The sequence below is a fragment of the Amycolatopsis sp. NPDC049253 genome (genome assembly GCF_040678995.1).
Classification (GTDB): Bacteria; Actinomycetota; Actinomycetes; order Mycobacteriales; family Pseudonocardiaceae; genus Amycolatopsis.
Genome location: NZ_JBFAQX010000021.1, coordinates 61,784 through 84,751, shown reverse-complemented (window position 1 = coordinate 84,751; position 22,968 = coordinate 61,784). Strand labels below are relative to the sequence as shown.

The following is a 22,968-nucleotide window of genomic DNA, read 5'->3' as shown; positions in this document are numbered from 1 at the left end:
GCCCTCCAGACTACGACGTCACTTCGCGGCCACGCCCGCGAGGAACCGGTGCGCGGCGTCGACGGCCGGTTTCGACGAGCCGGCGTCGGTGAGCAGCACCGCGAACGCCAGGTCACCCTGGTAGCCGACGAACCAGCCGTGGGAGTGCGTGCCGTCGCCGAACTGGGCCGTACCGGTCTTCCCGCGCACGTCGGGCAAGTCGCGCAGCGCGGTGGCCGTGCCGGTGGTCACGACGTCGCGCATCATCGAGCGCACGGCGTCGAGCACCTCGGGCCGCGGCGCCGGGCCGAGGCCGCTCACCTTGGCGGGCCGGCCGCGCACCAGCGTCGGCGAGGGGACCTTCCCCGACTGCACGGCCGCGGCGGCGAGCGCCATCCCGAACGGGCTCGTGACCACGGTCCCCTGGCCGAACCCGTTCTCGGCGCGCTGCACCACGGACTCGGCCGGCGGCGCGGACCCGGTGACCGTCGTGAGGCCGGGGATCACGAAGTCGGCGCCGATGCCGAGCGAGCGCGCCGCGTCGGTGAGCGCCGTCGGCGAGAGGTCGGCGGACAGCTGGGCGAACGTGGTGTTGCACGACTGCGCGAACGCCTTCGCCAGCGGCACCGTGCCCAGGTCGAAGCGGCCTTCGTTGGGCACCACGCGGCCGGCGAACGTCACCGTGCCCGGGCAGGCCACCGGTGAGTCGACCTTCACGCGGCCGGCCGTGAGCGCGGCCGTGGCGGTGACGATCTTGAACGTCGACCCCGGCGGGAAGCGGCCGGTGAGCGCGAGCGGGCCCTGTTCGTCGGCGGGCTCGTTCTGGGCGACGGCCAGGAGCTGCCCCGTCGACGGCTGCAGTGCCACGATCGCGGCGGCGGTTTTCACGGGAGCCAGGGCCTTCTCTGCGGCGGCCTGGACGTGGGTGCTGAGGGTGCTCGTGACGGCCGGCGGATCCTGGGGCGGCACGGCGTAGAGCTCGCTGGCCTCGCTGCCGGTCACGTCGAGCGAGACGATCCGCCAGCCCGCGCCGCCCGCCGCCTGCTGCTCGACCATCGACCGCAGCGCGGGCAGGATCTGACGGCCGGTGTCGCGGTCGTCGGGCAAGAGGCGTTCCTGGCTCGTGAAGCGGACGCCGGGCAGGTCGTAGATGGCGGGCTTGACTTGCTCGTAGTCGGTGTCGCGCAAGGAAAGCACGGGATACGCGGCGCCGGGTTCGGTGGCCTTGATGCCGTCGAGCACGGAGCGGCCGGTGACCGTCGGCTCGAAGCGGTGCAGCGCCGAGCCGAGCTTGCTGGCGACGGCCGTGGTGTTGCCCGTCTTCGCCGGGTCCACGACGACGCCGATCACGGTCTGCGGGCGCAGCAGCGGGAAGCCGTCGCGGTCGAGCACCGGCGCGGGCTCGGCCGGGTCGGCCACGATCGCGATGCTCTGCGACGGCGCGAGCTGCGGGTGCACGACGGTGGGCTGCCAGTGCACCTGCCAGCCGTCCTCGGCCGAGCGCAGCTGCGCGTCGGAGGTGTAGCTCCAGGTGCGGCCCTTGGGGAGGTGCCAGGTGAGGCGGTAGCCGCCGGTGGCATTGTCACCCGACTGCTTCACGGTCTCCTCGCTCGCCTCGATCGACTCGGGCTTGAGCGCGGTGCGGACCTGGGTGAGCAGGGTCTTCGCGGCGTCGGGCGAATCGGTGCGCGCGGCGGCCGCGGCGATGTCACCGGAGCTGACGGCGGTGAGGAACGCGGCGAGCGCGTCTTCCGGTCCGTCGGAGGAGAACAGGCCGCAGCCGGCGAGCGGCAGGGCGGTCAGGAGAGCGGCGGTCAGGGCCGCTGCGCGGTGTCGACGATGCGGGTGCCGACCAGGTGCCATGTTTCGGATCGAACCAGCCCGGCGGGCGGGTCCCGGGCCGAAACGCCGACCCGGAAGGGCGAATCGGGTTCAGAACAGGACGGTCGCGTACTGGCCGACCTGCTGGAACCCGATCCGGCGGTACGCGGCGAGGGCGGGGCTGTTGAACGCGTTCACGTAGAGGCTCGCCGTGCGGCCGAGGCCGTGCACGAGCCGGTTCACGACCGCGGCCGTGCCCGCGGTGCCCAGGCCCGCGCTGCGGCGCTCCGGGTGCACCCACACGCCCTGGATCTGGCCGACACCGGCCGACATCGCGCCGATCTCGGCCTTGAACACGACCTCACCGTCTTCGAACCGGGCGAACGCTCGTCCGGTGGCGATCAGCTCGCTGACGCGGGCACGGTAGCTGGCACCGCCGTCGCCGCTGCGCGGGTCGACGCCCACCTCCTCGATGAACATCGCGACGGCCGCGGGCAGGTAGCGGTCCAGCTCGTCGGGCCGCACCGCGCGCACGTGCGGATCGGCTTTGACGTGCGGGCTCCCGTCGAGCGCCATCAGCGGCTGGTCACCCCGCACTTCCCGCGCGGGCCCCCACTCGCTCGACAGCTCGTCCCACAGCCCCAGCACCTGCTCGGCGGGACCGACGAGCGACGAGCACGTGCGCTGCCTGCGCAACGCCCGGTCCGCGAACGACCGCAACGCCGACGCGTTGCCGCGCAACGGAATGAGGTTCGGGCCGGCGAAGCACAACCCCTGGAACCGCGTGGACCGTCCCGGGCGGCCGTCGGCGGCCCAGAGTTCGCCACCGAGCCGCCAAGGGTCGAGGCCCGCGGCCTCGACCCTGGCGCTGACCATGCAGCTGCTCACCGGGTCGGCGGCCAGTGCGGCGCGCACTGCCGGATAGTCCCGATCGTCGAGCAGCCGTGCACCTGCAAGCCGCAACACAGTGTCCAGAGTGCCAGATGACGCGGATGAACGGAACGCAAGCCTGCCGACACGCTCAGATGAACGGCACAATCGGACACATGCAGAGCTACACGTACAAGGTCGTCGAACTCCGCGAGAAGATGCTCGGCGGCAAAATGTCCGGAGACAAGCTGGAGCGCCTTCTGAACGACGAGGCTCGGGACGGGTGGCAGCTGAAGGCCATCACCTTGGCGGAGGTGAAGGGACGGGTGGGACCGGGAGGGGTGGACGGGCTGTTGGTGACCTTCGAACGGCCGGTCCGGTAGTCAGGCGCCGCGGTAGGTGCCGAGCGTCCAGCTGTTGCCCTCCGGGTCGCGCAGGCTGAAGGTGTGCGAGCCGTAGTCGGTGTCGTGCGGGTCGAGGGTGATGCGGCCGCCGGCGGCGCGGACGCGGGCGTGGACGGCGTCCACGTGGTCGGAGACGACGTAGACCGCGCCGGTGCCCGGTTTCATGGCGTCGTGGACGTCGTCGGCGGGGCCACCGGTGCTGCCGAGCATCACACCGCCGCCTTCGGGCCAGCGGAGCTCGGCGTGGGCGATGGCGCGCTCGGCGCCGCCGGGCACCACCAGCGTCTCCTCGAAGCCGAGCACGTCGACGAGGAAGCGCACGGCCGCGGGGGCGTCGTCGTAGCGGAGGGCGGGCCAGACTGTCGGTTGAGGTGTCATGCCCCCGAGTCTGGCTCCGGGGGCACCGCGTCGTCTTGGAGGAACGGGAGCTCTTCGGCGATCCACGTCCGCGGCGAGCACCCCGCCAGCGCCCGCCATTCGTTCGACAGGTGCGCCTGGTCGTAGAAGCCGGCCTCGACGGCCACCGAGGCCAGGTCCGAGGCGCCGGAACGGAGGAGGCGACCGGCCCGTTCGAAGCGCAGCACGCGCGCGACCTGCTTCGGGGCCAGGCCGACCTCCGCGCGGAAGCGTTCGCCGAAGTGGCGGCGGCTCCAGCCGACCGAGGAGGCCAGTTCCGTCACCCGCACGCCGCCCGAACGCACCCGCAGGAGCCGCCAAGCCTCCCCCAGCTCGGGAGGCGGCGGCGCCGACGCGGCCGACGAAGCCAGCACCTCGTCCAGCACGGCAAACCGGGCCGGCCAATCCGCCGCCTCGAAAAGACGCGAAGGCAACGAGGCCCACGGCCGGCCGAACTCGGCGAGGTCCACGACCCGCCCGCTCAGCTCGGCGGCCGTCACGCCGAGCAGGGAACGCACGCCCAGCGGGTCCAGCTCCACGTGCAGGCCCCGCTGCACCCGGTCCTGCGTGATGAGCGCGGGCGACGTGTGCAGGCCACCGACCAGCGCCTGCAGCGTGCCCTCGCCGGGCAGGCCGGCGAAGCGGATCGGCTGCTCCAGGCTGATGATCAGCGTCACGTGCCGGGAGGGCAGTCCGCGGTGGACCGACAACGTGACGTGGTCCTGGGCGTAGCCGATGTAGCGCGTGACCAGCGGCCGCAGCACCGGGTGCGGCAAGCGGGTGGCCCAGCTGTGACTCACCTGACCAGCGTAGGCCGCGAAGCGCCGGTTTCTGCTACCACGGACAGCGGGGGCCACCGGAGAAAGGACGCGCGAGTGACGATCCAGGAGCAGGCCCAGCAGCTCGAACTGCTGGCCGACTCGGTGCCCACCGGCATCGCCCTCGCGACGAAGGGCGAGCTGGAGGACCTCCAGTCGCAGGTGCTCGGGCTGCTCGGCGAGACGTCCACCGCCACGTCGATCCAGGGCGCGATCCAGCTGGCCAGCCAGCAGATCGACGAGGTCGCCGCGGCCCTGGAGAACGTGCGCATGCAGATCAAGGACGCCGCCCAGCACCACCTGCAGGGCTGAGAACACGAAACCGGCCCCGCACACAGCGGGGCCGGCTTCGAAACCGGGACCTCAGCCGACCGTGACGCTCGGCGAACCCTCGCCGATGCCCTCGCCGGCTTCCTCGGCGATGCGCATGGCCTCTTCGATCAGGGTCTCCACGATCGCGTGCTCGGGCACGGTCTTGATGACCTCGCCCTTCACGAAGATCTGGCCCTTGCCGTTGCCCGACGCGACACCCAGGTCGGCCTCGCGGGCCTCGCCGGGGCCGTTGACGACGCAGCCCATGACCGCGACGCGCAGCGGGATCTCCATGCCCTCCAGACCGGCCGTGACCTGGTCGGCGAGCGTGTAGACGTCGACCTGCGCGCGCCCGCACGACGGGCACGACACGATCTCCAGCTTGCGCGGCCGCAGGTTCAGCGACTGCAGGATCTGCGCGCCGACCTTGACCTCTTCGACCGGCGGGGCCGAGAGCGACACGCGGATGGTGTCGCCGATGCCCTGGCGCAGCAGCGCGCCGAACGCGACGGCCGACTTGATCGTGCCCTGGAACGCGGGCCCGGCCTCGGTGACGCCGAGGTGCAGCGGGTAGTCGCACTGCTCGGCGAGCAGCTCGTACGCGCGCACCATGACCACCGGGTCGTTGTGCTTGACCGAGATCTTGATGTCGTGGAAGTCGTGCTCGGCGAAGAGCGAGGCCTCCCACATCGCCGACTCGGCCAGCGCCTCGGGCGTGGCCTTGCCGTACTTCTCGAGCAGGCGCTTGTCCAGCGAACCGGCGTTGACGCCGATCCGGATCGGCGTGCCGTGGTCCTTCGCGGCCTGCGCGATCTCCTTGACCTGGTCGTCGAACTTGCGGATGTTGCCCGGGTTCACGCGCACGGCGGCGCAGCCGGCCTCGATGGCGGCGAACACGTACTTGGGCTGGAAGTGGATGTCGGCGATCACCGGGATCTGCGACTTCTTCGCGATCGCGGGCAGCGCCTCGGCGTCGTCGGCGGACGGGCAGGCGACACGGACGATGTCGCAGCCGGCGGCGGTGAGCTCGGCGATCTGCTGGAGGGTGGCGTTGACGTCGGAGGTCAGCGTCGTCGTCATCGACTGGACGGAGATGGGGAAGTCGCTGCCGACACCGACGGAACCCACGTGGAGCTGGCGGGTTTTGCGGCGCTCGGCGAGGACGGGGGGCGGCAGTGCTGGCATACCTAGCGCGACGGTCACGTCCCCAGCGTACCTACTCCATCCGGCCCTGCTTCAACGAAGTCAACCGTCACGGTGAGCAGCGTTACCCCCGGTCGGGGGCCCACCGGCCGGGTAGTGACCCGACCGGTGGGACCGGTTACTGCAAGCGAATCGGGTTCACGATGTCCGCTGTGACCGTCAGTAGAGTGATGCCGCCGCCGATCACGACGAGCACCATCGTGACGGCCGAAAGCTTGGTGTAGTCGACCGGTCCGCCCGCCGCCTTGCCACGCAGGCCGCGCAGCCAGTCGCGCACCTTCTCGTACCAGACGACGGCGATGTGCCCGCCGTCCAGCGGCAGCAGCGGCAGCAGGTTGAACACGCCGATGAAGAAGTTCAGGCTGGCCAGCAGGAAGAAGAAGATCTGCCACAGCCCCTGCTCCACGGCCTCGCCGCCGATCCGGCTCGCGCCGACGACGCTGACCGGGGTGTTCGGGTCGCGCTCGCCGCCGAAGATCGCGCTGACCACGGCCGGAATGCGCTCGGGGAACTCCACGAGGCGCTGCGCGGTCTGGGCGAACATGTCGCCGGTGAAGGAGAACGTGGCGCCGATGCCGGTGAGGCCGTTGTAGTGCAGGTATGCGGGCGGGATCACGGTGGAGGCGCCCATCATGCCGACTTCGTGCACCTTGCCGTCGGTGCCCAGCCGCTGCACGCGCGGGATGTCCACCACCAGGTTCACGGTCTTGTCGCCACGCTGCACGGAGATCGGCGTGGGGCCCTTCGCGGCCTGCACGACCTGCAGCACGTCGGTCCAGCTCGCGGTGGGCTTGCCCGCCACGGAGACGATCTTGTCGCCCGACTTGATCCCCGCCGTCGCCGCCGGCGTCGGCGCGCCGGGCGGGCACGAGGTGTCGCTCAGCTGCTGCGTGGTGGTGGCCGGGCGAGCGCAGGAGGTGCTCTGGATGATCGGCTGCACCGGCTCCGACGCGGCCGCGATGTTCGGCAGGCCCATGGTGATCGACATCAGGTAGAGCACGATGAAGCCGAGGATGAAGTGCGTGATCGAGCCCGCCGACATCACGACGGTGCGCTTCCACGTCTTGAACCGCCACATCGCGCGCGGCGCCTCGTCCGGGGTCACCTCGTCGAGCGCCGTCATGCCGGCGATGTCGCAGAACCCACCGAGCGGGATCCACTTCGCGCCGTACTCGGTCTCGCCGCGTTTGAAGGAGAAGATCGTGGGCCCGAAGCCGATGAAGTACCGGCGGACCTTCATGCCGAACATCTTGGCCGTGACCATGTGGCCGGCCTCGTGCAGCGCGACGGAGATGCAGATGCCCAGGGCGAACAGCACCACCCCGATGATGTAGGCGAGCACGCGCTACTTCCCCTTACCCAGCATCGATCCTGCGCGCCCTCGAGCCCAGTGCTCGGCGGCGAGTACGTCCTCGACGTCGCGCGGCTCGCGACGCCATTCGTCGGCGGCTTCGACCACCTGGGAAACAGTGTCCACAATCGACGTGAAGCCGGTGTTCTGCGAGAGGAAGGCGGCCACGGCCTCCTCGTTCGCCGCGTTGTAGACCGCCGGCAGGCAGCCGCCCACGGTGCCGGCGTGGCGGGCCAGCTCGACCGCCGGGAAGGCCTCGTTGTCGAGGGGCTCGAACGTCCAGCTCGCGGCCGTGTCCCACGAGCACGCCGCGGCGGCGCCGGGCACGCGCTCGGGCCAGTGCAGCGCGAGCGCGATCGGCAGCCGCATGTCCGGCGGGCTGGCCTGGGCGATCGTCGAGCCGTCGACGAACGTCACCATCGAGTGGATGATCGACTGCGGGTGCACGGTCACGTCGATGCGCGCGGGCTCGATGCCGAACAGCAGCGCCGCCTCGATCAGCTCCAGGCCCTTGTTGATGAGCGTGGCCGAGTTGATCGTGATGACCGGGCCCATCGACCACGTCGGGTGCGCCATGGCCTGCTCGATGGTCACGTCGGCGAGGTCCTCGCGCTTCTTGCCGCGGAACGGCCCGCCCGACGCGGTGAGCACCAGGCGCGCGACCTCGTTGTCCCGGCCGGAGCGCAGCGCCTGCGCGATGGCCGAGTGCTCGGAGTCCACCGGCACGATCTGCCCCGGCTTCGCGGCCGCGAGCACGAGCGGCCCGCCCGCGATGAGCGACTCCTTGTTGGCGAGCGCGAGCGTCGAGCCGGTGGCCAGGGCTTTGAGCGTGGGCCGGAGGCCCTGCGACCCGGGCAGGGCGTTGAGCACGACGTCGACGTTCACGGCGTCGATGAGCTCCGTCACGGCGTCGGCGCCGGCGAAGATGCGCGGGATGCGGAACTCGCCCCGGGAGTAGCCGCGCCGCTGCGCCTCCGCGTACAGCGCGAGCTGCAGGTCTTCGACCACCGTCGGGCGGCTCACCGCCACGGCCTCCACGCCGTGGGCCAGGGCCTGCGCGGCGAGTGCCTGCGGGTCGGAGCCACCGGCGGCGATGCCCGCAACGGTGAACAGGTGGGGGTTGCGGGCGGTGACGTCGAGGGCCTGGGCTCCGACGGACCCGGTCGAGCCGAGCACGAGGACGCTTCGCGAGGTAGTCATCGCACACCATTATCGCCCGCCGAGCCGCGGCCCGTCTCCGCGGAGCGCTCGGGGGTGTGGGATCATTACGGCGTACGAGGTTGAGCGGGTCAGGAGGAGTGATCGTGGCAGGCAAGGCGATCGAGAAGCGCCCCGAAGTGGACCCGCGCGACGAGCCGTCCGCCGAGTGGGGCTGGCACGGCTCGTTCCCGAAGGCCACGCGCATCGCCGGCTGGGTCAGCGTCGTCATCCTGCTGCTCATGCTCAAGGGCAACCACGAGAACAACACCGAGAACGTGTGGCTCGTCGGCCTCGCCGCGTTCCTCGCCCTGTTGCTCGTGCTCGACTTCCGCAAGCGCCGCACGGCCTGGCGCAAGTAGGTTCACCTTCGCTACCTTGCGGGGCTATGACGTCACGCTGGGTCGCTCTTGTTCTTTCGGTCGTGGCCGGTGTGGCGCTGTTCGCCCCGCCGGCCACTGCTGCGTCTGCCGCCGTTCCGGTCGTCCGCTGCACTTTCACGCCGACGCCGGACAACCCGGCGGCCCGCCCGGTGCTCCGGCCGCTGCCGTTGGCGCTGACGCGCGGGACGGTCGACGTGACCTTCCACTTCAACTACGGCCCGGTCACCGTGCGGCTCGACCGCGCCGGTGCCGCCCCGTGCGCCGTGGCGAACATGGTGTCACTGGTCCTGCAGCACTTCTACGACCGTTCGCAGTGCTGGCGCCTGTCCGATTCGGAGCGCCTCGGCGTGCTCCAGTGCGGCGACCTCTACGAAGTCGAAAAGGGCGGCCCGGGCTACCAGTTCCCGGACGAGGTGTCGGGCGCCGAGACGTACGAACGCGGCACCATCGCGATGGGCAACCAGGGCCCGGGGACCAATGGGTCGGAGTTCTTCATCGTCCATTCCTTCGCGCACATTCCCGCCCAGTACTCCGTGCTGGGCAAGGTGGTGCGCGGCATGGACGCGATCGACCGGATGGTGAAGGACGGCATCATTCCGACCGATCCGAACGGACCGCTGGACGGTGCGCCGAAGCACCCGGTGAAGATCGCGACGGCGTCGTTCGGCCGGTAGGTCAGGCCCGCCGTTCGGCAGCCGCTTTCACCCCGAATCCCGTGATCGGCCGGGACAGATCAGGGGTCAGGAACAGCTGGAAGTAATACCCACCGCGCGGGTGGTCGTCGATGCGAGCGAAGGCTCCGAGGGGTCTGTCGTAGGCGTCCAGCTGTCCAGCTCCCTCGGGGAACCCGATCGAGGGCCAACCGGCCTCCTGCGCCACGCTCTGCCACCGGGCGTAGCTCGACCTCATCCGCAGCGTCCCGACCGGAACCTCGATCACACACGGCGCCCCCGCGTCCAACGCGGCGACCACCAACGTCGGAATCTCCGCCGGGCGTGGCGGGGCGAGCATCGCGAGAAGCAGCTCCTGATCCGCAGTCGAACGCCTCTCGAGTCCAAGTCCCGAGAGCCGGCGCCGATCCAGCACCCGTTCCGCCGGCGCTGCGGCTCTCGCGGACCGCTTCACCCCCCAACAGGTGACCAGGCGGGACAGATCAGGGGTCAGGAACAGCTGGAAGTGGTACCCGCCTTGCGGCCGGTCATCGACGTAACCCAGCGCGAGGAACACGCCTTCGTAGGCGCCGAGGTCGCGAAGTCCCTCGGCGAACCCGATCGACGGCTGGCCGGCGCGGAGCACGTTTCGTTGCCGCCGCCGGAACACTGATCTGAACTCGGTGGCGGTCGACGCCCGCGGCCACAGCTTGAAGGTCGCCCCCGCCGCCAGAGCCCTCGCGGGCCGACGCGGCGATGTCTCCCGGCGCGGTGGACAGCAGCTCCGCCAGACGTTCGCGGTCCGAATCCACCCCAGAACCCACCCCTGACCAGCACGAGTCACCCCAAAGAGTGAATATCACTCGGGCCCGTTTACAGTACGCGAGCAGTCGGGTGGCGGACCGGGGGAGCTCATGCTGATGACCCACGAAACCTACCTCGCCACCCGGCGGTTCCCGGCGTTCGACGGGGTGCGGGCGATCGCCGCGGTGCTGGTGGTGGTGTTCCACTTCGGCGGGGCCGCCTGGGCGCGCGCGAACGGGTGGATCGGGGTGCACGTGTTCTTCGTGCTGTCCGGGTTCCTGATCACGACGCTGGCGTTGCGCGAGGAGGACCGCGCCGGCCGCGTCTCGCTCAAGAACTTCTACCTGCGGCGGGCGTTCCGGATCCTGCCGGTGTACTACGTGGTGCTCGGGCTCTTCGTGGTGGTCACGTTCGCCAGGGGCGAGTTGCGCTCCAGCGGCCTGTTCGGCGCGCTCCCCTGGTTCGCGACGTTCCTCAACGAGTTCCACGTCGCCGGGGTGTTCGGGGTGGCGTGGACGCTCGGCGTCGAGCAGAAGTTCTACCTGGTGTGGCCGCTGCTGGCGTTCGGCGTGGCGGGGCTGGGGTTCGCGAAGCGACTGGGGCTCGGCGCGGCACTCGTGGTGCTCCTGGTCGCGCTGGTGCCCGTGCTGCCGTACTCCGGTGCGTACGCGTCCATCGTCATCGGCTGCACGGTGGCGATCGTTCTCCACCACCGCAAGGGGTTCGCGGTGCTCAAACCCTTCACGCACCCGGCGGCAGGCCTCGTCGTCGCCGCGGCGATCGTGGTGGTGCAGGTGTTCTTCACCGACCTCACCGTCGTCCTGCACGACGACGGTGGCGTCGCGGTCGGCACGGCCTACGCGGTGCTCGTGGCGCTGCTGCTGCCGTCGCTGGTCGCGGGCGGGCCGCTGAGCCGGGTGCTGTCGGTGAAACCGCTGCGGTTCGTCGGGGAGCGGTCGTACTCGCTTTACCTCATCCAGTCCATCGCCGGCTGGACGCTCGCCGGGCTGGTGCCGCAGCTGGCCCACCCGCGCACGCTCACCGCGGTCGGCGTCACGGCCGTCGCGCTGCTGATGGCCGACCTGCTCTACCGCTGGGTCGAGCTGCCGATGATCGCGCTCGGCCGGCGGGTCACGGCGAAGCGCCCCGAGCCGGCCCCGGCGAAAGAGCCCGTTCCGGCGTAACGAAAAGGGCCGCCCCGGGAACGAATCCCGGAGCGGCCCGTGCACCCGAAATGGTCAGCGTTCGCCGGTCGGCGCCACCAGCTCGCTCGGCCCGCCGCCGGACTCCCCGGCGACCGCGGCCAGCTCCTCACCCACCGATTCCGACGTCTTGCCCTTGTCCTTCGTGAGCAGGGACGCGACCGCGCCGATCAGGCAGACCACGATGGCGAAGCCGAACGCCACGGCCAGGCCGTCCTGGAACGGACCCGAGATCAGGTTCGGGAAGAAGCTGCGCCCGGTCAGGAACGACGCCTGGTCCGGCGGCAGCGTGCCCAGCTGGCCGCCCAGCAGCTGCTGGATCGGGTTGTAGCCGAGGAACGCCGCGAAGAGCACGGCCACCGCGGGCAGGTGCGCCACCTGGTTGGCCGGCCCGGCCGCCACGCCGTGGGCGGTGAGGCCCTGGAACATCGCCGTGGGGAGGTTGTCCGACAGGCCCGCGATGATCAGGCTGAAGAAGAAGCCGATCGAGAGCACCATGGCCGCGTTCTGGAACGTGGTCATCATGCCCGCGCCGGAGCCGCGGGCGTCGGCCGGCAGGCTGTTCATCACCTCGGCGCGGTTGGGCGAGGAGAACATGCCCATGCCGATGCCGTTGACGAGCAGGATCGCCGCGAACGCCCAGTAGTTGAAGTTCACCGGCAGCAGGATCAGCAGCAGGAAGGTGATCGCGGTGATCACCAGGCCGCTCGACGCGAGCAGCCGGCTGCCGATGCGGTCGGACAGGATGCCGGCCGTCGGCGCGGACACCAGGAAGCCGACGGTCATGGGCAGCATGTAGATGCCGGCCCACAGCGGCGTCTGCTCGAAGGTGTAGCCGTGCTGTGGCAGCCAGATGCCCTGCAGCCAGATGATCAGGATGAACTGCAGGCCACCGCGCCCGAGCGACGCCGTGAGGTTCGCGAGGTTGCCCCAGCTGAACGACCGGATCCGGAACAGCGACAGCCGGAACAGCGGGTTGGCCACCTTGGTCTCGATGACGATGAACCCGATCAGCACCGCGACGCCGCCGATGAGGCACGAGAGCACCATCGGGCTGCCCCAGCCGGTCGGCGACGAGCCGTAGGGCTGGATGCCGTAGGTGATGCCCACCAGCACCGCGATCAGGCCGACCGCGAAGGTGATGTTGCCCCACCAGTCCATCTTCGCGTGCTTGCGCACCCCGGTGTCGTGCAGCTTCACGTACGCCCAGATCGTGCCGACCACGCCGAAGGGCACCGACACCAGGAAGATCAGGTTCCAGTCGACCGGCGCGAGCACGCCGCCGACGACCAGGCCGAGGAACGAACCCGCGATCGCCGCGACACCGTTCATGCCCAGCGCGAGACCACGCTGGTTGGCCGGGAACGCGTCGGTGAGGATGGCCGACGAGTTCGCCATCAGGAACGCGCCGCCGATGCCCTGCACGATGCGCCAGCCGATCAGCCAGAGCGCCGCCGCGTCACCGTCGAACCAGGTGACGGCCAGGAAGATGGACGACACGGTGAACACCGCGAAGCCGAGGTTGTACATCCTGGCCCGGCCGTACATGTCCCCCAGCCGCCCGAAGCTCACCACCAGTACGGCGGTGACCACCAGGAAGCCCATGATCATCCACAGCAGGTAGCTGGTGTTGGCCGGCTCCAGCGGGTTGATCCCGATGCCCTTGAAGATGTCGGGCAGCGCGATGAGCACGATCGACGAGTTGATCGTCGCGATCAGCATGCCCAGCGTCGTGTTGGACAGCGCGATCCACTTGTATCGCGGGCCCAGTTCCGCGAGTGAATACGTTCTGCGCTCGGCCACAGTGAAACCTTTCTCTCGTTCCCTTAGCTAGGCTAAGCAAGTTGCTTGCCTGTGGCAACCAACTTCGCAAATCGGTTACGAGAGAACCGTCACAGGATGATCACCGTCCTTTGAGGACTCTTTATGTTCACTCGACCGAGTGAACAGCAAAAACCTTCCCGGGATTGAGGATTCCCTGCGGGTCCAGCGCGTTTTTCACGGCCTGGTGCATCTGCAGAACGGCCGGTCCGAGCTCGTTTTCCAGCCCCGGCCGCTTGAGCAGGCCCACGCCGTGTTCGCCGGTCACGGTGCCGCCGAGGGCCAGCGCGTCGGCCACGATGTCGTCGAACGCGGCCTGCGCGCGCCGCCGCGCGTCCTCGTCGCCCACCGGCGTGCTGAGCAACGGGTGCAGGTTGCCGTCGCCGATGTGCGCGACGTTGGCGATGAGCGTGTTGTGCCGCTTCGCCGCGAGGTCGATGCGCGCGAGCATCTCGGGCACGAGGTGGGTGGGCACGCAGACGTCCTCGGTCAGCAGCGGGCCGAGCCGCTCCAGCGCCGGGTACGCCTGCCGCCGCGCGGCGAACAGCGCGTCGGCCTCCGCCTGGTCCGACGACTGCGCCGCCCAGGTGGCGCCCGCCTTCTCGAAGCACTCGAGCATCACGGCGGCCTCGTGCTCCCCCGCCGCGCCCGGCGCGTCGCTGCGACCCAGCAGCACCACCTCCGCGTCGGCCGAGAGCCCCATGTTCTTCCACTCGTCCACGGCGACGAGGCAGTGCCGGTCGACCAGCTCCAGCGCCGAGGGCACCACGCCGGCCGCCCGGATCGCAGCGGCCGCTTCGCCCGCGGCGACGGTGGAGTCGAAGTAGCCCGCCACCGTGCTCTCGGGCGCACGCCGGGCGCGCAGGCGCACGGTGATCTCGGTGATGACGCCGAGCGTGCCCTCGGAGCCGACCATCAGGCCGGCGAGGTCGTAGCCCGCCACGCCCTTCGCGGTGCGGCGCCCGAGCCGCACGAGCTCACCGGTGCCCGTGACGACCTGCAGGCCGAGCACGTAGTCGCGGGTCACGCCGTACTTCACGCAGCACACGCCGCCCGCGTTGGTGGCGACGTTGCCGCCGATCGTCGACCACGGGGAGCTCGCCGGGTCCGGCGGGTACCACAGGCCGTGCTCGGCGCAGGCGGCGCGCAGGTCGTCGTTCACGACGCCCGGGCCGACCACGGCGAGGCGCTCGACGGCGTCGATCTCGTGGATCGCCGTCATGCGGTCGGTGACGAGCACCACGCAGCCGGCCACGGCGTTGGCTCCGCCGGACAGCCCGGTGCCGGCGCCCCGCGTGACCAGGGGCGTGCCGTGCTTGAGACAGACCTTGACCGTGGCCTGCACGTCTTCGGCCGAGCGGGGCCGCACCACGACCTCGGGCAGCGTCCACGGCGCCCATTCGGCCTCGTCGTGGGCGAAGCCGCGCAGCACGTCGGGGTCGCGCACGAGGACCTCGGGCGGCAGGACGGCTTGCAGGTCTTCGATCAACATGGGCGCTCCCGATCGCGTTGCGGCTTCTCCCGCCAGGTTAGGGCGCCGGGATGTCGAAACGGCGGCCTCTGCTTCGACGTAGGAGTAGAGACCGACTTCAGGAGGCAGCCATGGGAACCACTGCACGCGGGATCGCGATGTTGCGGGCCGTCGCCGCCGGGCGCGCGAAGGTGACCTGCAGCGCCGAACCGGACCTGTTCGTCGACGGCCTGCCGTGCTGCGACCAGTTCACCGCCCACGCCTTGGCCCACGAGGGTCTCGTGCGCCCGGCGCGGCTCGGGCTCGTCGGGCAGCAGGTGCCGGCGGAGCTGACGCCGGCGGGCGCGGCCATGCTGACGACGGTGGCCGCGGCGGCATGAGAAACAGCAGGGCCCTGTCGGCTCGCCCGAGCGCGAGACGACAGGGCCCTGGTCCGGGGACGTCTACGTGTTGAGCGTGCCGTAGACGATGATGTTGTCGAGGTAGCTGTGCGCGGCGGCGTCGAACGCCCCGCCGCACGTGATGAGGCGGATCTGCGGGTCGGTGGTGTTGCCGTAGACCGCTTCGGTGGGGAACTCCTTCTTCGCGATCTGGTCGACCTTCGTAACGGTGAAGGTGGCCTTCGACCCGTCCTGGCGCCCGATCACGACCTGGTCGCCCTTCTTCACCTCGTGCAGCCGCCAGAAGATGCCCTTCTGGTGGTTGCCGTCGATGTGCCCGAGCACCACGGCGGGGCCGACCTGGCCCGGCGTCGGGCTGTTGGAGTACCAGCCCGCCTGCAGTGGTTCGGTCACCGGCGGGACCTGGACGGTCTTGTCGGCGTTGAGACCCAGCGGCACGAGCGAGGAGTGCGCGTCGATGCTCGGCACGTCGAGCGACACCGGCACCGACCGCGCGAGCCCGATCACGGGTGCGGCGCTCGCGGGCGCGGCCGGTTGCTGGGCCGGGGTCGTTTCCGAACCGCAGCCGGACAGGGCGAAGGTGGCGACGAGGGCCAGCAGCAGGGCGAAGAGCCCGTACCGGCGGCGGGTCACTCCACTCACTGAGCGAACACCGTGGCGAGCGAGCCGTCACCGGTCTCCGGCGCGCCGGCCGGGATGACGGTGACCTGGCCGGGGCCCTGGGCCGGCGGCTTCGCGGGGGCGGTGGGCTGGGTGGGCGCGCTCGGCGTCGCGGCGACCTTCGCGCAGGTGGAGGAGGCGAGGACGATGTCGCCGCTGCCCAGCGCGCCGGTGGCCTTGCCACCGAGGAGCTTCACGTGCAGCGCGTTGACGGTGAGGGAGCCGTCGTCGTGCTTGATCTGCTCGTTCACGATCACCTGCACCACCCCGGGCACGCCGATCTTCTGGTTCGGCGCGGTGCCCACGGGCAGCTTGCCGATGCGGCCGAGGTCCAGGCCCGCGAGCTCGGACGACGCGGTGATGCCGTCGGGCGTCGACGTGCACTCGGAGCTGATGACGCGCGCCTTCGGCGTCGCGCCCGCGAGCGGGGCGAGCACGGGCAGCGCGGCGTCGACGATGGAAGCCTTGGAGGCGACCTTGCCGTCGGTCTCCTTCGCGGAGCTGCTGACCGCCTTCGCCGTGACCAGGCCCTTCAGCGGCACGTTGACCACCTCCGCGGACGTGGGACCGTCCGTGTTCGACGGCGCGATCTTGCCCGTCTCCACGGAGATTCCCTTGTCCCCCAGCACTCCCGCCAGCAGCGAAACCGACGCGGACGCGCCGTAGGCCGACCCTGCGGGCGCGTCGGCGGCGACCGCCGAGGGGGCGGCGGTGGCGAGCAGGGCGAGGGCTGGAGCGGCGACCACGAGGGTCCGTCCGCGCAGCAGGGCAGAACGCATGAATTGTCCTTTCGAACACCAAGAATGGAACCGCCCGCGGATCCCCGAATCCACGCGTGACCCGACGCAACTGTCGATCACCGGCGAGAACGCGACGCTATCAAGGGGGCCCGGAATTGCAAAGCAAGATCCACTGCGCAGCGCGTCGATCAGCCGAGTCAGTGACCACGTTTTCCGCAGTTTCACCACTAAAGAGTGATGTAACGCTGTGGTTTTGGCCGAGTTTTCTCACTCTGCGCTAGGGCGTACTGGCACCTACTTGGCGGGTTGCTCGCGCCACCACTCTTCGGGGTGATCCTGGGGATGGGTGATCGGCCGGTACTCAGCGTCATGTGACCGATACGGCGGCTCGTGGGTTTCTCGTAAAACTCCGCGTGGGAAATCGTCGCGTGGAATTGTCCACTATGGAGCGTCGAGTGGCATTCACTCGCCGCCGGTCAGCACGACGTCGTGATCCGCCGTCGTGCCGACGACCAGAAAAAGGACGTCGCTCCGGGCCGTGCGGCCGGGAACCTTCAGCAAGTAGCAGTCCGGACAGCCGGTCGGCTTTCGGGGCTCAGACTCCCGCGCCGCCGTCGACGCGGAGGAGGGCGCCCGTCACGTAGGAGGCGCGGTCGCTCAGGAGCCAGGCTGCGGCCTCCGCGATCTCGGCCGGCTCGGCGCCGCGGCGCAGGGGCGTGGCGGCGACGAGGCGGTCCTGCAGGCCCGGCGATTCCGCCTCCCACGCGCGGATCATCTCGGTGAGGGTGTTGCCCGGGCTGATGGCGTTGACGCGGATGCCTTCGGGGCCATACGTGACCGCGGCGGACTCGGTGAGGCTGTTGACGGCCCGCTTCATGGCGCCGTATGCGGGCAGCTCGGGGTTGCCGCGCAGGCTGCCGACCGACGACGTGTTCACGATGGCGCCCGTGCCCGCCGTCGCGCGGATGACGGCGACCTCCGCGGCCATGGCGAGCCAGACGCCCTTGAGGTTCACGGCGAAGACGTGGTCGAACTCGGCCTCGGTCAGGCGGTCCATCGGGCCGGGTTGCTGGATCGTGGCGCCGTTGTTGAAGGCGATGTCGAGGCGGCCGTGGAGCTCGGCCGCGCGGTCGACGGCGCCTCGCACACTGGCGGCGTCGGCAAGGTCGCAGAGCACGTAGTCGGCGGTGCCGCCGGCGGCGCGGATCTCTTCGGTCACGGCCTTGAGCTGGGTTTCCGTGCGGGCTGCCAGCAGCACACGCGCGCCTTCCCGGGCGAACAGGCGCGCGGCGGCGGCACCGATGCCCCGGCCCGCGCCGGAGATGAAAGCGACCTTGCCGGCCAGCAGGCCGGGTGTTTCGTGAAGTTCCATGAGCCCAGGCTGCGCCCGCCGCGGCGGGCGCATTCAGGCATCGGCAGTACCTGGCTGAGCGCCTCGAGGCGCGGATACTGGAAGCGTGGACAGGCGAGAACTGGCCGGCTTCCTGCGCAGCCGGCGCGAGCGGATCACCCCGGCCGACGTCGGGCTGCCCGCGGGGCCGCGCCGCCGCACGCCGGGGCTGCGCCGCGAGGAGGTGGCGCAGCTGGCGTTCATCTCGACCGAGTACTACACCCGCCTCGAACAGGCCCGCGGCCCGCGCCCGTCGCGCGAGGTGCTCGGCGGGCTCACCCGCGCGTTGCGCCTGAGCGACGCCGAACGCGAGCACCTGCACCACCTCGCCGGCGAACCCGCGGTGCCGCTGCCCGGGCCGTCGCGCGTCGTGCGCCAGAGCATCCTCGACCTGCTGGACCGGCTGCCGCAGGCCGCCGCGATGGTGATGTCGGCGACGTACGAGGTGATCGCCTGGAACGACCTCGCCGCCGCCCTGATGGAGGACTTCTCCGCGCTGCCCCGGCTCGACCGCAACCTGATCCGCCGCGTCTTCCTGCGCTCCGACGACCAACGCCTCTACGGCGTGTCCGACGCCGACGAGTTCGCCCGCTACGCCGCCCGTAACCTGCGCGCCACGGCCGCCCGCTACCCGGACGACCCCGAGGTGACCGAGCTCGTCCACGACCTCCTCGCCGGCAGCGAGCACTTCGCGCGCCTGTGGGCTTCGCACGACGTGGCCGCGCAGCCCGGCCTGCGCAAGACCTTCCGGCACCCGGTGGTCGGCCCCCTCACGGTCAACTGCGACGTGCTCGACCTGACCGACCGCGACCAGCACGTGGTGATCTACACCGCCGTGCCGGGCTCGCCCTCGGAGGAAGCCCTGCGGCTGCTGTCGGTGATCGGCACCCAGCGCATGGACGTGACCAGCTGACGCTCAGAACACCGCGAGCGCTTCAGGCGCAGGCGCACAGAGAAGCGGGAGCCCCCTCGACTCGCCTCACCGGTGATGAGCACGATCTGAGACACAGCGATGTCCTTCCGGATGAACCGCGGAATCAGACGACTCCGCCGTTGGCGAAGATGATCTGGCCGTTGACCCACCGGCCCGGACCGGCGAGGAAGGCGACGACCTCGGCGATGTCCCCGGGCCGGCCGAGCCGCTCCATGGGCGACTGCGCCGCGATGCGGTCCATCAGTTCCTGCGACTTGCCGTGGATGAACAGCGGCGTTTCCGTCGGCCCCGGGGACACGGTGTTGACCGTGATGTCGCGCCTGCGCATTTCCCGCGCGAGCATCAGCGTGATCGCCTCGACCGCGCCCTTGGACGCGACGTAAGCGCTGTAGTTGACCTGCTGCAGCTTGGTCACCGAGGTCGAGGTGTTGATCAGCGCGCCGCGCGCGCATCCGGCGCAGACCCTCCTGGCTGACCACGAAAGTGCCGCGGATGTTCGTGCGGTGGACGCGGTCCAGCTCGTCGAGCTTCAGGTCCAGGAACGGCGACAACGGCATGATCCCGGCGGTGAGCACCACGACGTCGAGGCCGCCGTAGCGCTGCTCCACGGCGTCGAACAGGGCCGCGACCTCGACCTCGTCGGCGACGTCGGCCCGGGCGGTGCTCGCGACGCCACCGGCGGCGGTGATCTCCTCGACCACCTCGTCGGCCCGGGCCTTCCCGCCCGCGTAGTGCACGAGCACGTGCATGCCGTCCGCGGCCAGGCGTGTGGCCACGACTCGGCCGATCCCGCCGGAACCGCCTGTCACGACGGCAACGCGCGGGGTGGTGGTCTCAGTCATCGCAGCTCTCCGCATCAGTGTGTGGTGTCGCCGCCAGGTAATCCGCCGATTTGCGCCGACGCCAGGTGCGCACGCGGAACTTGAGCCGATTCCGGCGGAAATTGATTCGCCGCGACGTCCGGGACATCAGAACGCAAGGGGCACACCAAAAAACGGGATTCTTACCCCCATCACACGAAAACAGCGTCCGGACGTCATCCCGATTACGGCGAATACCACGTTTTGCGATACTCGAAGTCCCCGGTTCAGTACACCGTGGACATCGCCTCCCGCACCTGCGCGAGCGTCGCCTCCGCCGCGGCGCCCGCGCGGAGGTTGCCGTCGCGCAGCAACTCCGGCACGAGGGCCGGGTCGCCGGCGAACTCGGCCCGGCGACGGCGGATCGGCGCGAAGTGGTCGTTGACCGCGTCGGTCACGATGCGTTTGAGCGTGCCGCCACCGCCCGCACCCGCCTCCTCCGCGATCTCCCGCGGATCGACGCCCCGGCAGAGCGCGGCCAGCAGCACCAGGCTCGACACCTCCGGCCGCCGCTGCGGCTCGTAGGTGATCACGCGTTCGGAATCCGTCTTGGCGCCCTTGAGCAGCCGGGCCGTCTCGTCCGCCGAGGCCCGCAGCGCGATCGCGTTGCCACGGCTCTTGCTCATCTTCCGGCCGTCCGTGCCGAGCAGCGACGGCGCCGAGGACAACAGCGCCTCCGGCTCCGGGAAGACGCGGCCGTAGCGGTCGTTGAACCGGCGCGCGACGGCCCGAGTCAGCTCGAGGTGCGGGAGCTGGTCACGGCCCACCGGGACGAGGTTGGCCTTGCAGAAGAGGATGTCGGCCGCCTGGTGCACGGGATAGGTGAACATCAGGCCGCTGACCGAACCCTGGTGGGAGTGCGCGATTTCGTCCTTGACCGTCGGGTTGCGCTGCAGCTCGGGCACGGTGACCAGGCTGAGGAACGGCAGCAGCAGCTGGTTGAGCGCCGGCAGCGCGCTGTGGGTGAACACCGTCGAGCGGGCGGGGTCGATGCCGACGGCGAGGTAGTCCAGCACCAGCTCGCGGACGTGGCCGGGCAGGTCGTCGGCGACGTCGCGGTCGGTCAGCACCTGGTAGTCGGCGATGACCAGGATCGTGTCGACGCCCAGGTTCTGCAGGCGGACGCGGTTCTGCAGGGTGCCGAAGTAGTGGCCCAGATGCAGCGGCCCGGTCGGGCGGTCGCCGGTCAGGACGCGGAAGTTCGACGGCGCGGCGAGGATCTCCGCTTCGAGCTCGGCACTGCGCGCGACGGCGGGTTCGACCTCGGCCATCACGCGTTCCGTCCCCGGTGGTGGTCGACGATCTTCGTCGTCAACGTCAGCAGCTGCTGGCGCTCGCCGGCGCTCAGCGCTTCGAGGCTGGCCTTCTCCGCCGCACGGGCGCGGGGCTTGACCTTCTTCAGCACGTCCGCCCCCTCGCCGGTGAGGCTCAGCAGCTTGCGGCGCGCGCTGGCCGGGTCCGTCGTGCGCGTCACCAGGCCGCGTTCGACGAGGCGGGTGACCAGCGGCGTGAGCGTGGCGGAGTCGATCATCGTCGTCGCCGTGACCTCGGTGAGGCTCGACCGCGGGCTGCTCTCCAGCGCGAGCAGCACCGTGTACTGCGGCGGCGTGATCTCCGTGATCCGCTCCTGCCAGCACGCGGTGGTGGCCTGCACTGCCCGGCGCAACATGATCACGTGGTTGCTCCTCAGCCCGGCCACGATCCCTCCGACCTCTCGTGTACGAATATTTCGTACACGAGTGTACTACAGTGGCGGACACCGCACCGCCGCCCGAAGGAGTTCCGTCGTGCTCGACCTCGTGCCCCTGTTCACCCTCGACGTCCGGCTCGCCCCGCCGAAGACCGTCCACAACGGACCCCACGGCGAACGCCGCGTGATCGACATCCTGGGCGGCACCTTCACCGGCGAGCGCTTCAGCGGCGAGGTGCTCCCCGGCGGCGCCGACTTCCAGCTCATCCGCCCCGACGGCGTCGCGGAAATCGACGTGCGCGCCATCCTGCGCACCGAACACGACGATCTCGTCTACCTGACCGGCCGCGGCCTGCGCCACGGCCCCGCCGAGATCATGCGGCGGCTGGCAGCGGGCGAAGACGTCGCTCCGGACTCGTACTACTTCCGCGAGTGCCTGCTGTTCGAAGCCTGCGGCCCGCGGACCGAGTGGCTCAACCGCGTGGTCACCGTCGCCCAGGGCGCGCGCACGCAGTCGACGGTGCAGGTCGACGTCTTCGAGGTGCGATAGCGCGGGCGGCCTGGACACCGTTTCGAGACCGAGGAACTACGCTGTGGCCGCAGCTGCGCCACTCGTGACCGGGGCGCCTACCCGGCAACAGTTATCCAACCGCAGCACCGCCGGCCAGGCGGCGCCCTACAGTGAGCCGGTGACGAACACCGAGGACGCCGGCCCGGCCACCGCACGACGGATGAAGCCCCGTCCTCCCGCCGCGGTCACCCTCGCGTTCGTCCTGTGGCTGGTGCTCGTCGGCGTGGCAGTGCTCGTCGTCCTCGCCCAACTTCTGGCCGGCGTCCAGACCACCGGCAGCGCCGCACTCGTGGTCGCGCTGGAAGCCGGAATCCTGTTCCTGGCCGTGAAGATGCGCGCGGGCGCGAGATGGGCCCGCAGCCTCCTTACGCTGCTCACGATCCTGGCCGTCCTCTCGATCGGCGCGATGACCGCGCGGTACGGCCTCAGCTTCTGGGTCGCTCCGTCGAGTGTCCTCAAAACCCTGCTCCCGATCGGCCAGCTGGCCCTGCAGCTCGTCGCGACGGTTTCGATGAACACCCCGAAAGCAGCGCCGCACTTCCGCTACAAACGATGACCGGCGACGCACCTGCAGTCCATTCCGCCGACGCAGGCGTCTGTGATCACGTAGGGCATGGTTCTGCTCGGCCAGCGGTCAGTGGTGAGCTCTGTCCGATGTGGACGAAATGGCAGCGAGGATCGCGTGCTCCCGTAACCGTTCTCGTGACTGAGCGACCGAGTGGCCGATTGGCCATGCCAGAAGCAGCCGAGTCGATCTCCGTAGCTACCGCGTGGCGAGCCAGGGCGCGAGCAGCACCTCAAGATCCGCATCCGACAACGCCCGCGGGCTTTCGCCGAAGCCCTGCCAACGGGCCGCGTCGCGGGCGGCGTGGAAGTCCACCGAGTACGCGCGCATCAGCACGTACATGAAGCTCTCCGAATCAAACCGCTCGCCCAGCAGCGTGCGGGCCGCGCGGGCCACCGCCACCCCGCCGGAGATGTCGCGCAGCTTGAGTTCCTCGGCAGCCGGGTCCAGCAGACACGGGGTTGAAATCACAAGA

Annotated in this window: 25 protein-coding genes and 1 pseudogene; 9 read left to right on the top strand and 17 right to left on the bottom strand. The window is 70.4% G+C overall.

Annotated features, from left to right (window positions below; all coding sequences use genetic code 11):
* Positions 1-18: 18 nt before the first annotated feature.
* Entirely contained in the window at positions 19-1,842 is a 1,824-nt protein-coding gene (locus tag AB0K15_RS34505) for a penicillin-binding transpeptidase domain-containing protein (RefSeq protein ID WP_364060141.1), read from the bottom strand.
* A 69-nt stretch (positions 1,843-1,911) separates the two neighbouring features.
* Complete coding sequence (locus tag AB0K15_RS34500) at positions 1,912-2,766, bottom strand: GNAT family N-acetyltransferase (RefSeq protein ID WP_285969432.1); 855 nt, start codon at positions 2,764-2,766, stop codon at positions 1,912-1,914.
* Between the two features lie 80 nt (positions 2,767-2,846).
* Between AB0K15_RS34500 and AB0K15_RS34495 the strand changes: the two genes are divergently transcribed.
* Positions 2,847-3,053 (top strand): DUF4177 domain-containing protein, encoded by a 207-nt coding sequence (locus AB0K15_RS34495; protein WP_364060138.1) that lies wholly within the window; start codon positions 2,847-2,849, stop codon positions 3,051-3,053.
* Here the strand turns inward: AB0K15_RS34495 and AB0K15_RS34490 are convergent, their stop codons facing one another.
* Positions 3,054-3,452, bottom strand: a complete 399-nt coding sequence (locus tag AB0K15_RS34490; protein ID WP_364060135.1) for a VOC family protein — start codon at positions 3,450-3,452, stop codon at positions 3,054-3,056. It abuts the gene before it with no gap.
* The gene (locus tag AB0K15_RS34485) at positions 3,449-4,270 is read right to left on the bottom strand and encodes an AraC family transcriptional regulator (RefSeq protein ID WP_364060132.1); all 822 of its coding nucleotides are present in this window, start codon (positions 4,268-4,270) and stop codon (positions 3,449-3,451) included. Before AB0K15_RS34485 ends, AB0K15_RS34490 begins: the two co-directional genes overlap by 4 nt.
* A gap of 75 nt (positions 4,271-4,345) precedes the next feature.
* On the opposite strand from AB0K15_RS34485, the gene AB0K15_RS34480 reads away from it, so the two are divergent.
* Positions 4,346-4,600, top strand: a complete 255-nt coding sequence (locus AB0K15_RS34480) for a hypothetical protein (RefSeq protein ID WP_220237842.1) — start codon at positions 4,346-4,348, stop codon at positions 4,598-4,600.
* Positions 4,601-4,651: 51 nt separating this feature from the next.
* Here the strand turns inward: AB0K15_RS34480 and ispG are convergent, their stop codons facing one another.
* The 3 genes from ispG to dxr all read right to left on the bottom strand — a co-directional run bounded on the left by ispG (position 4,652) and on the right by dxr (position 8,354).
* A complete protein-coding gene (gene ispG, locus AB0K15_RS34475; protein WP_326569405.1) occupies positions 4,652-5,803 on the bottom strand; it encodes a flavodoxin-dependent (E)-4-hydroxy-3-methylbut-2-enyl-diphosphate synthase in 1,152 nt (383 codons plus the stop codon).
* Between the two features lie 118 nt (positions 5,804-5,921).
* The gene (locus AB0K15_RS34470; RefSeq protein WP_364060128.1) at positions 5,922-7,145 is read right to left on the bottom strand and encodes a site-2 protease family protein; all 1,224 of its coding nucleotides are present in this window, start codon (positions 7,143-7,145) and stop codon (positions 5,922-5,924) included.
* A gap of 3 nt (positions 7,146-7,148) precedes the next feature.
* Positions 7,149-8,354 carry a 1-deoxy-D-xylulose-5-phosphate reductoisomerase gene (dxr, locus tag AB0K15_RS34465; protein WP_364060125.1) on the bottom strand — a complete coding sequence of 402 codons (1,206 nt, stop codon included), beginning with the start codon at positions 8,352-8,354 and terminating at the stop codon, positions 7,149-7,151.
* A gap of 104 nt (positions 8,355-8,458) precedes the next feature.
* Here dxr and AB0K15_RS34460 point away from each other — a divergent pair, with 104 nt between their 5' ends.
* Positions 8,459-8,713: a DUF2631 domain-containing protein gene (locus AB0K15_RS34460; protein ID WP_364060122.1), complete on the top strand. Its 255-nt coding sequence runs from the start codon at positions 8,459-8,461 to the stop codon at positions 8,711-8,713.
* 26 nt (positions 8,714-8,739) lie between these two features.
* A complete protein-coding gene (locus tag AB0K15_RS34455; RefSeq protein ID WP_364060119.1) occupies positions 8,740-9,408 on the top strand; it encodes a peptidylprolyl isomerase in 669 nt (222 codons plus the stop codon).
* 1 nt (position 9,409) lies between these two features.
* Here the strand turns inward: AB0K15_RS34455 and AB0K15_RS34450 are convergent, their stop codons facing one another.
* Entirely contained in the window at positions 9,410-10,030 is a 621-nt protein-coding gene (locus AB0K15_RS34450) for a hypothetical protein (protein WP_364060116.1), read from the bottom strand.
* Between the two features lie 274 nt (positions 10,031-10,304).
* Here AB0K15_RS34450 and AB0K15_RS34445 point away from each other — a divergent pair, with 274 nt between their 5' ends.
* The gene (locus AB0K15_RS34445; RefSeq protein WP_364060113.1) at positions 10,305-11,372 is read left to right on the top strand and encodes an acyltransferase; all 1,068 of its coding nucleotides are present in this window, start codon (positions 10,305-10,307) and stop codon (positions 11,370-11,372) included.
* A gap of 54 nt (positions 11,373-11,426) precedes the next feature.
* On the opposite strand, the gene AB0K15_RS34440 is transcribed toward AB0K15_RS34445, so the two are convergent.
* The gene (locus AB0K15_RS34440; RefSeq protein ID WP_364060110.1) at positions 11,427-13,193 is read right to left on the bottom strand and encodes an MFS transporter; all 1,767 of its coding nucleotides are present in this window, start codon (positions 13,191-13,193) and stop codon (positions 11,427-11,429) included.
* 127 nt (positions 13,194-13,320) lie between these two features.
* Complete coding sequence (locus AB0K15_RS34435) at positions 13,321-14,703, bottom strand: FAD-linked oxidase C-terminal domain-containing protein (RefSeq protein WP_364060107.1); 1,383 nt, start codon at positions 14,701-14,703, stop codon at positions 13,321-13,323.
* A gap of 110 nt (positions 14,704-14,813) precedes the next feature.
* Here AB0K15_RS34435 and AB0K15_RS34430 point away from each other — a divergent pair, with 110 nt between their 5' ends.
* Positions 14,814-15,062: a hypothetical protein gene (locus AB0K15_RS34430; RefSeq protein ID WP_364060104.1), complete on the top strand. Its 249-nt coding sequence runs from the start codon at positions 14,814-14,816 to the stop codon at positions 15,060-15,062.
* A 63-nt stretch (positions 15,063-15,125) separates the two neighbouring features.
* Here the strand turns inward: AB0K15_RS34430 and AB0K15_RS34425 are convergent, their stop codons facing one another.
* The 3 genes from AB0K15_RS34425 to AB0K15_RS34415 form a co-directional block, all read right to left on the bottom strand.
* Positions 15,126-15,716, bottom strand: coding sequence for a class F sortase (locus AB0K15_RS34425; RefSeq protein ID WP_364060316.1), 591 nt, complete (start codon positions 15,714-15,716; stop codon positions 15,126-15,128).
* Positions 15,717-15,721: 5 nt separating this feature from the next.
* Positions 15,722-16,522, bottom strand: coding sequence for a choice-of-anchor P family protein (locus tag AB0K15_RS34420; RefSeq protein ID WP_364060101.1), 801 nt, complete (start codon positions 16,520-16,522; stop codon positions 15,722-15,724).
* Positions 16,523-17,078: 556 nt separating this feature from the next.
* Positions 17,079-17,855 (bottom strand): glucose 1-dehydrogenase, encoded by a 777-nt coding sequence (locus tag AB0K15_RS34415; protein WP_364060098.1) that lies wholly within the window; start codon positions 17,853-17,855, stop codon positions 17,079-17,081.
* An 85-nt stretch (positions 17,856-17,940) separates the two neighbouring features.
* Between AB0K15_RS34415 and AB0K15_RS34410 the strand changes: the two genes are divergently transcribed.
* The gene (locus AB0K15_RS34410) at positions 17,941-18,786 is read left to right on the top strand and encodes a helix-turn-helix transcriptional regulator (protein ID WP_364060095.1); all 846 of its coding nucleotides are present in this window, start codon (positions 17,941-17,943) and stop codon (positions 18,784-18,786) included.
* 124 nt (positions 18,787-18,910) lie between these two features.
* On the opposite strand, the pseudogene AB0K15_RS34405 reads toward AB0K15_RS34410, so the two are convergent.
* The 3 genes and pseudogenes from AB0K15_RS34405 to AB0K15_RS34395 all read right to left on the bottom strand — a co-directional run bounded on the left by AB0K15_RS34405 (position 18,911) and on the right by AB0K15_RS34395 (position 21,366).
* A pseudogene (locus tag AB0K15_RS34405) lies at positions 18,911-19,649 on the bottom strand (SDR family oxidoreductase).
* A 245-nt stretch (positions 19,650-19,894) separates the two neighbouring features.
* On the bottom strand, positions 19,895-20,938 hold the full coding sequence (trpS, locus tag AB0K15_RS34400; RefSeq protein ID WP_364060092.1) for a tryptophan--tRNA ligase: 1,044 nt from the start codon (positions 20,936-20,938) through the stop codon (positions 19,895-19,897).
* The gene (locus AB0K15_RS34395) at positions 20,938-21,366 is read right to left on the bottom strand and encodes a MarR family transcriptional regulator (protein ID WP_364060089.1); all 429 of its coding nucleotides are present in this window, start codon (positions 21,364-21,366) and stop codon (positions 20,938-20,940) included. The genes trpS and AB0K15_RS34395 overlap by 1 nt, the downstream gene beginning before the upstream one ends.
* A gap of 88 nt (positions 21,367-21,454) precedes the next feature.
* Here AB0K15_RS34395 and AB0K15_RS34390 point away from each other — a divergent pair, with 88 nt between their 5' ends.
* Positions 21,455-21,907: a DUF3237 domain-containing protein gene (locus tag AB0K15_RS34390; protein WP_364060086.1), complete on the top strand. Its 453-nt coding sequence runs from the start codon at positions 21,455-21,457 to the stop codon at positions 21,905-21,907.
* Positions 21,908-22,046: 139 nt separating this feature from the next.
* Complete coding sequence (locus tag AB0K15_RS34385; protein WP_364060083.1) at positions 22,047-22,484, top strand: hypothetical protein; 438 nt, start codon at positions 22,047-22,049, stop codon at positions 22,482-22,484.
* Between the two features lie 207 nt (positions 22,485-22,691).
* Here the strand turns inward: AB0K15_RS34385 and AB0K15_RS34380 are convergent, their stop codons facing one another.
* Positions 22,692-22,964, bottom strand: a complete 273-nt coding sequence (locus AB0K15_RS34380) for a hypothetical protein (protein ID WP_364060080.1) — start codon at positions 22,962-22,964, stop codon at positions 22,692-22,694.
* Positions 22,965-22,968: the final 4 nt, after the last annotated feature.

Coding starts and splice junctions, on each gene's coding strand:
- AB0K15_RS34505 (WP_364060141.1), bottom strand. CDS start 1,842: ATGGCACCTGGTCGGCACCCGCATCGTCGACACCGCGCAGCGGCCCTG.
- AB0K15_RS34495 (WP_364060138.1), top strand. CDS start 2,847: ATGCAGAGCTACACGTACAAGGTCGTCGAACTCCGCGAGAAGATGCTC.
- AB0K15_RS34490 (WP_364060135.1), bottom strand. CDS start 3,452: ATGACACCTCAACCGACAGTCTGGCCCGCCCTCCGCTACGACGACGCC.
- dxr (WP_364060125.1), bottom strand. CDS start 8,354: ATGACTACCTCGCGAAGCGTCCTCGTGCTCGGCTCGACCGGGTCCGTC.
- AB0K15_RS34455 (WP_364060119.1), top strand. CDS start 8,740: ATGACGTCACGCTGGGTCGCTCTTGTTCTTTCGGTCGTGGCCGGTGTG.
- AB0K15_RS34445 (WP_364060113.1), top strand. CDS start 10,305: ATGACCCACGAAACCTACCTCGCCACCCGGCGGTTCCCGGCGTTCGAC.
- AB0K15_RS34435 (WP_364060107.1), bottom strand. CDS start 14,703: ATGTTGATCGAAGACCTGCAAGCCGTCCTGCCGCCCGAGGTCCTCGTG.
- AB0K15_RS34430 (WP_364060104.1), top strand. CDS start 14,814: ATGGGAACCACTGCACGCGGGATCGCGATGTTGCGGGCCGTCGCCGCC.
- AB0K15_RS34420 (WP_364060101.1), bottom strand. CDS start 16,522: ATGCGTTCTGCCCTGCTGCGCGGACGGACCCTCGTGGTCGCCGCTCCA.
- AB0K15_RS34415 (WP_364060098.1), bottom strand. CDS start 17,855: ATGGAACTTCACGAAACACCCGGCCTGCTGGCCGGCAAGGTCGCTTTC.
- trpS (WP_364060092.1), bottom strand. CDS start 20,938: ATGGCCGAGGTCGAACCCGCCGTCGCGCGCAGTGCCGAGCTCGAAGCG.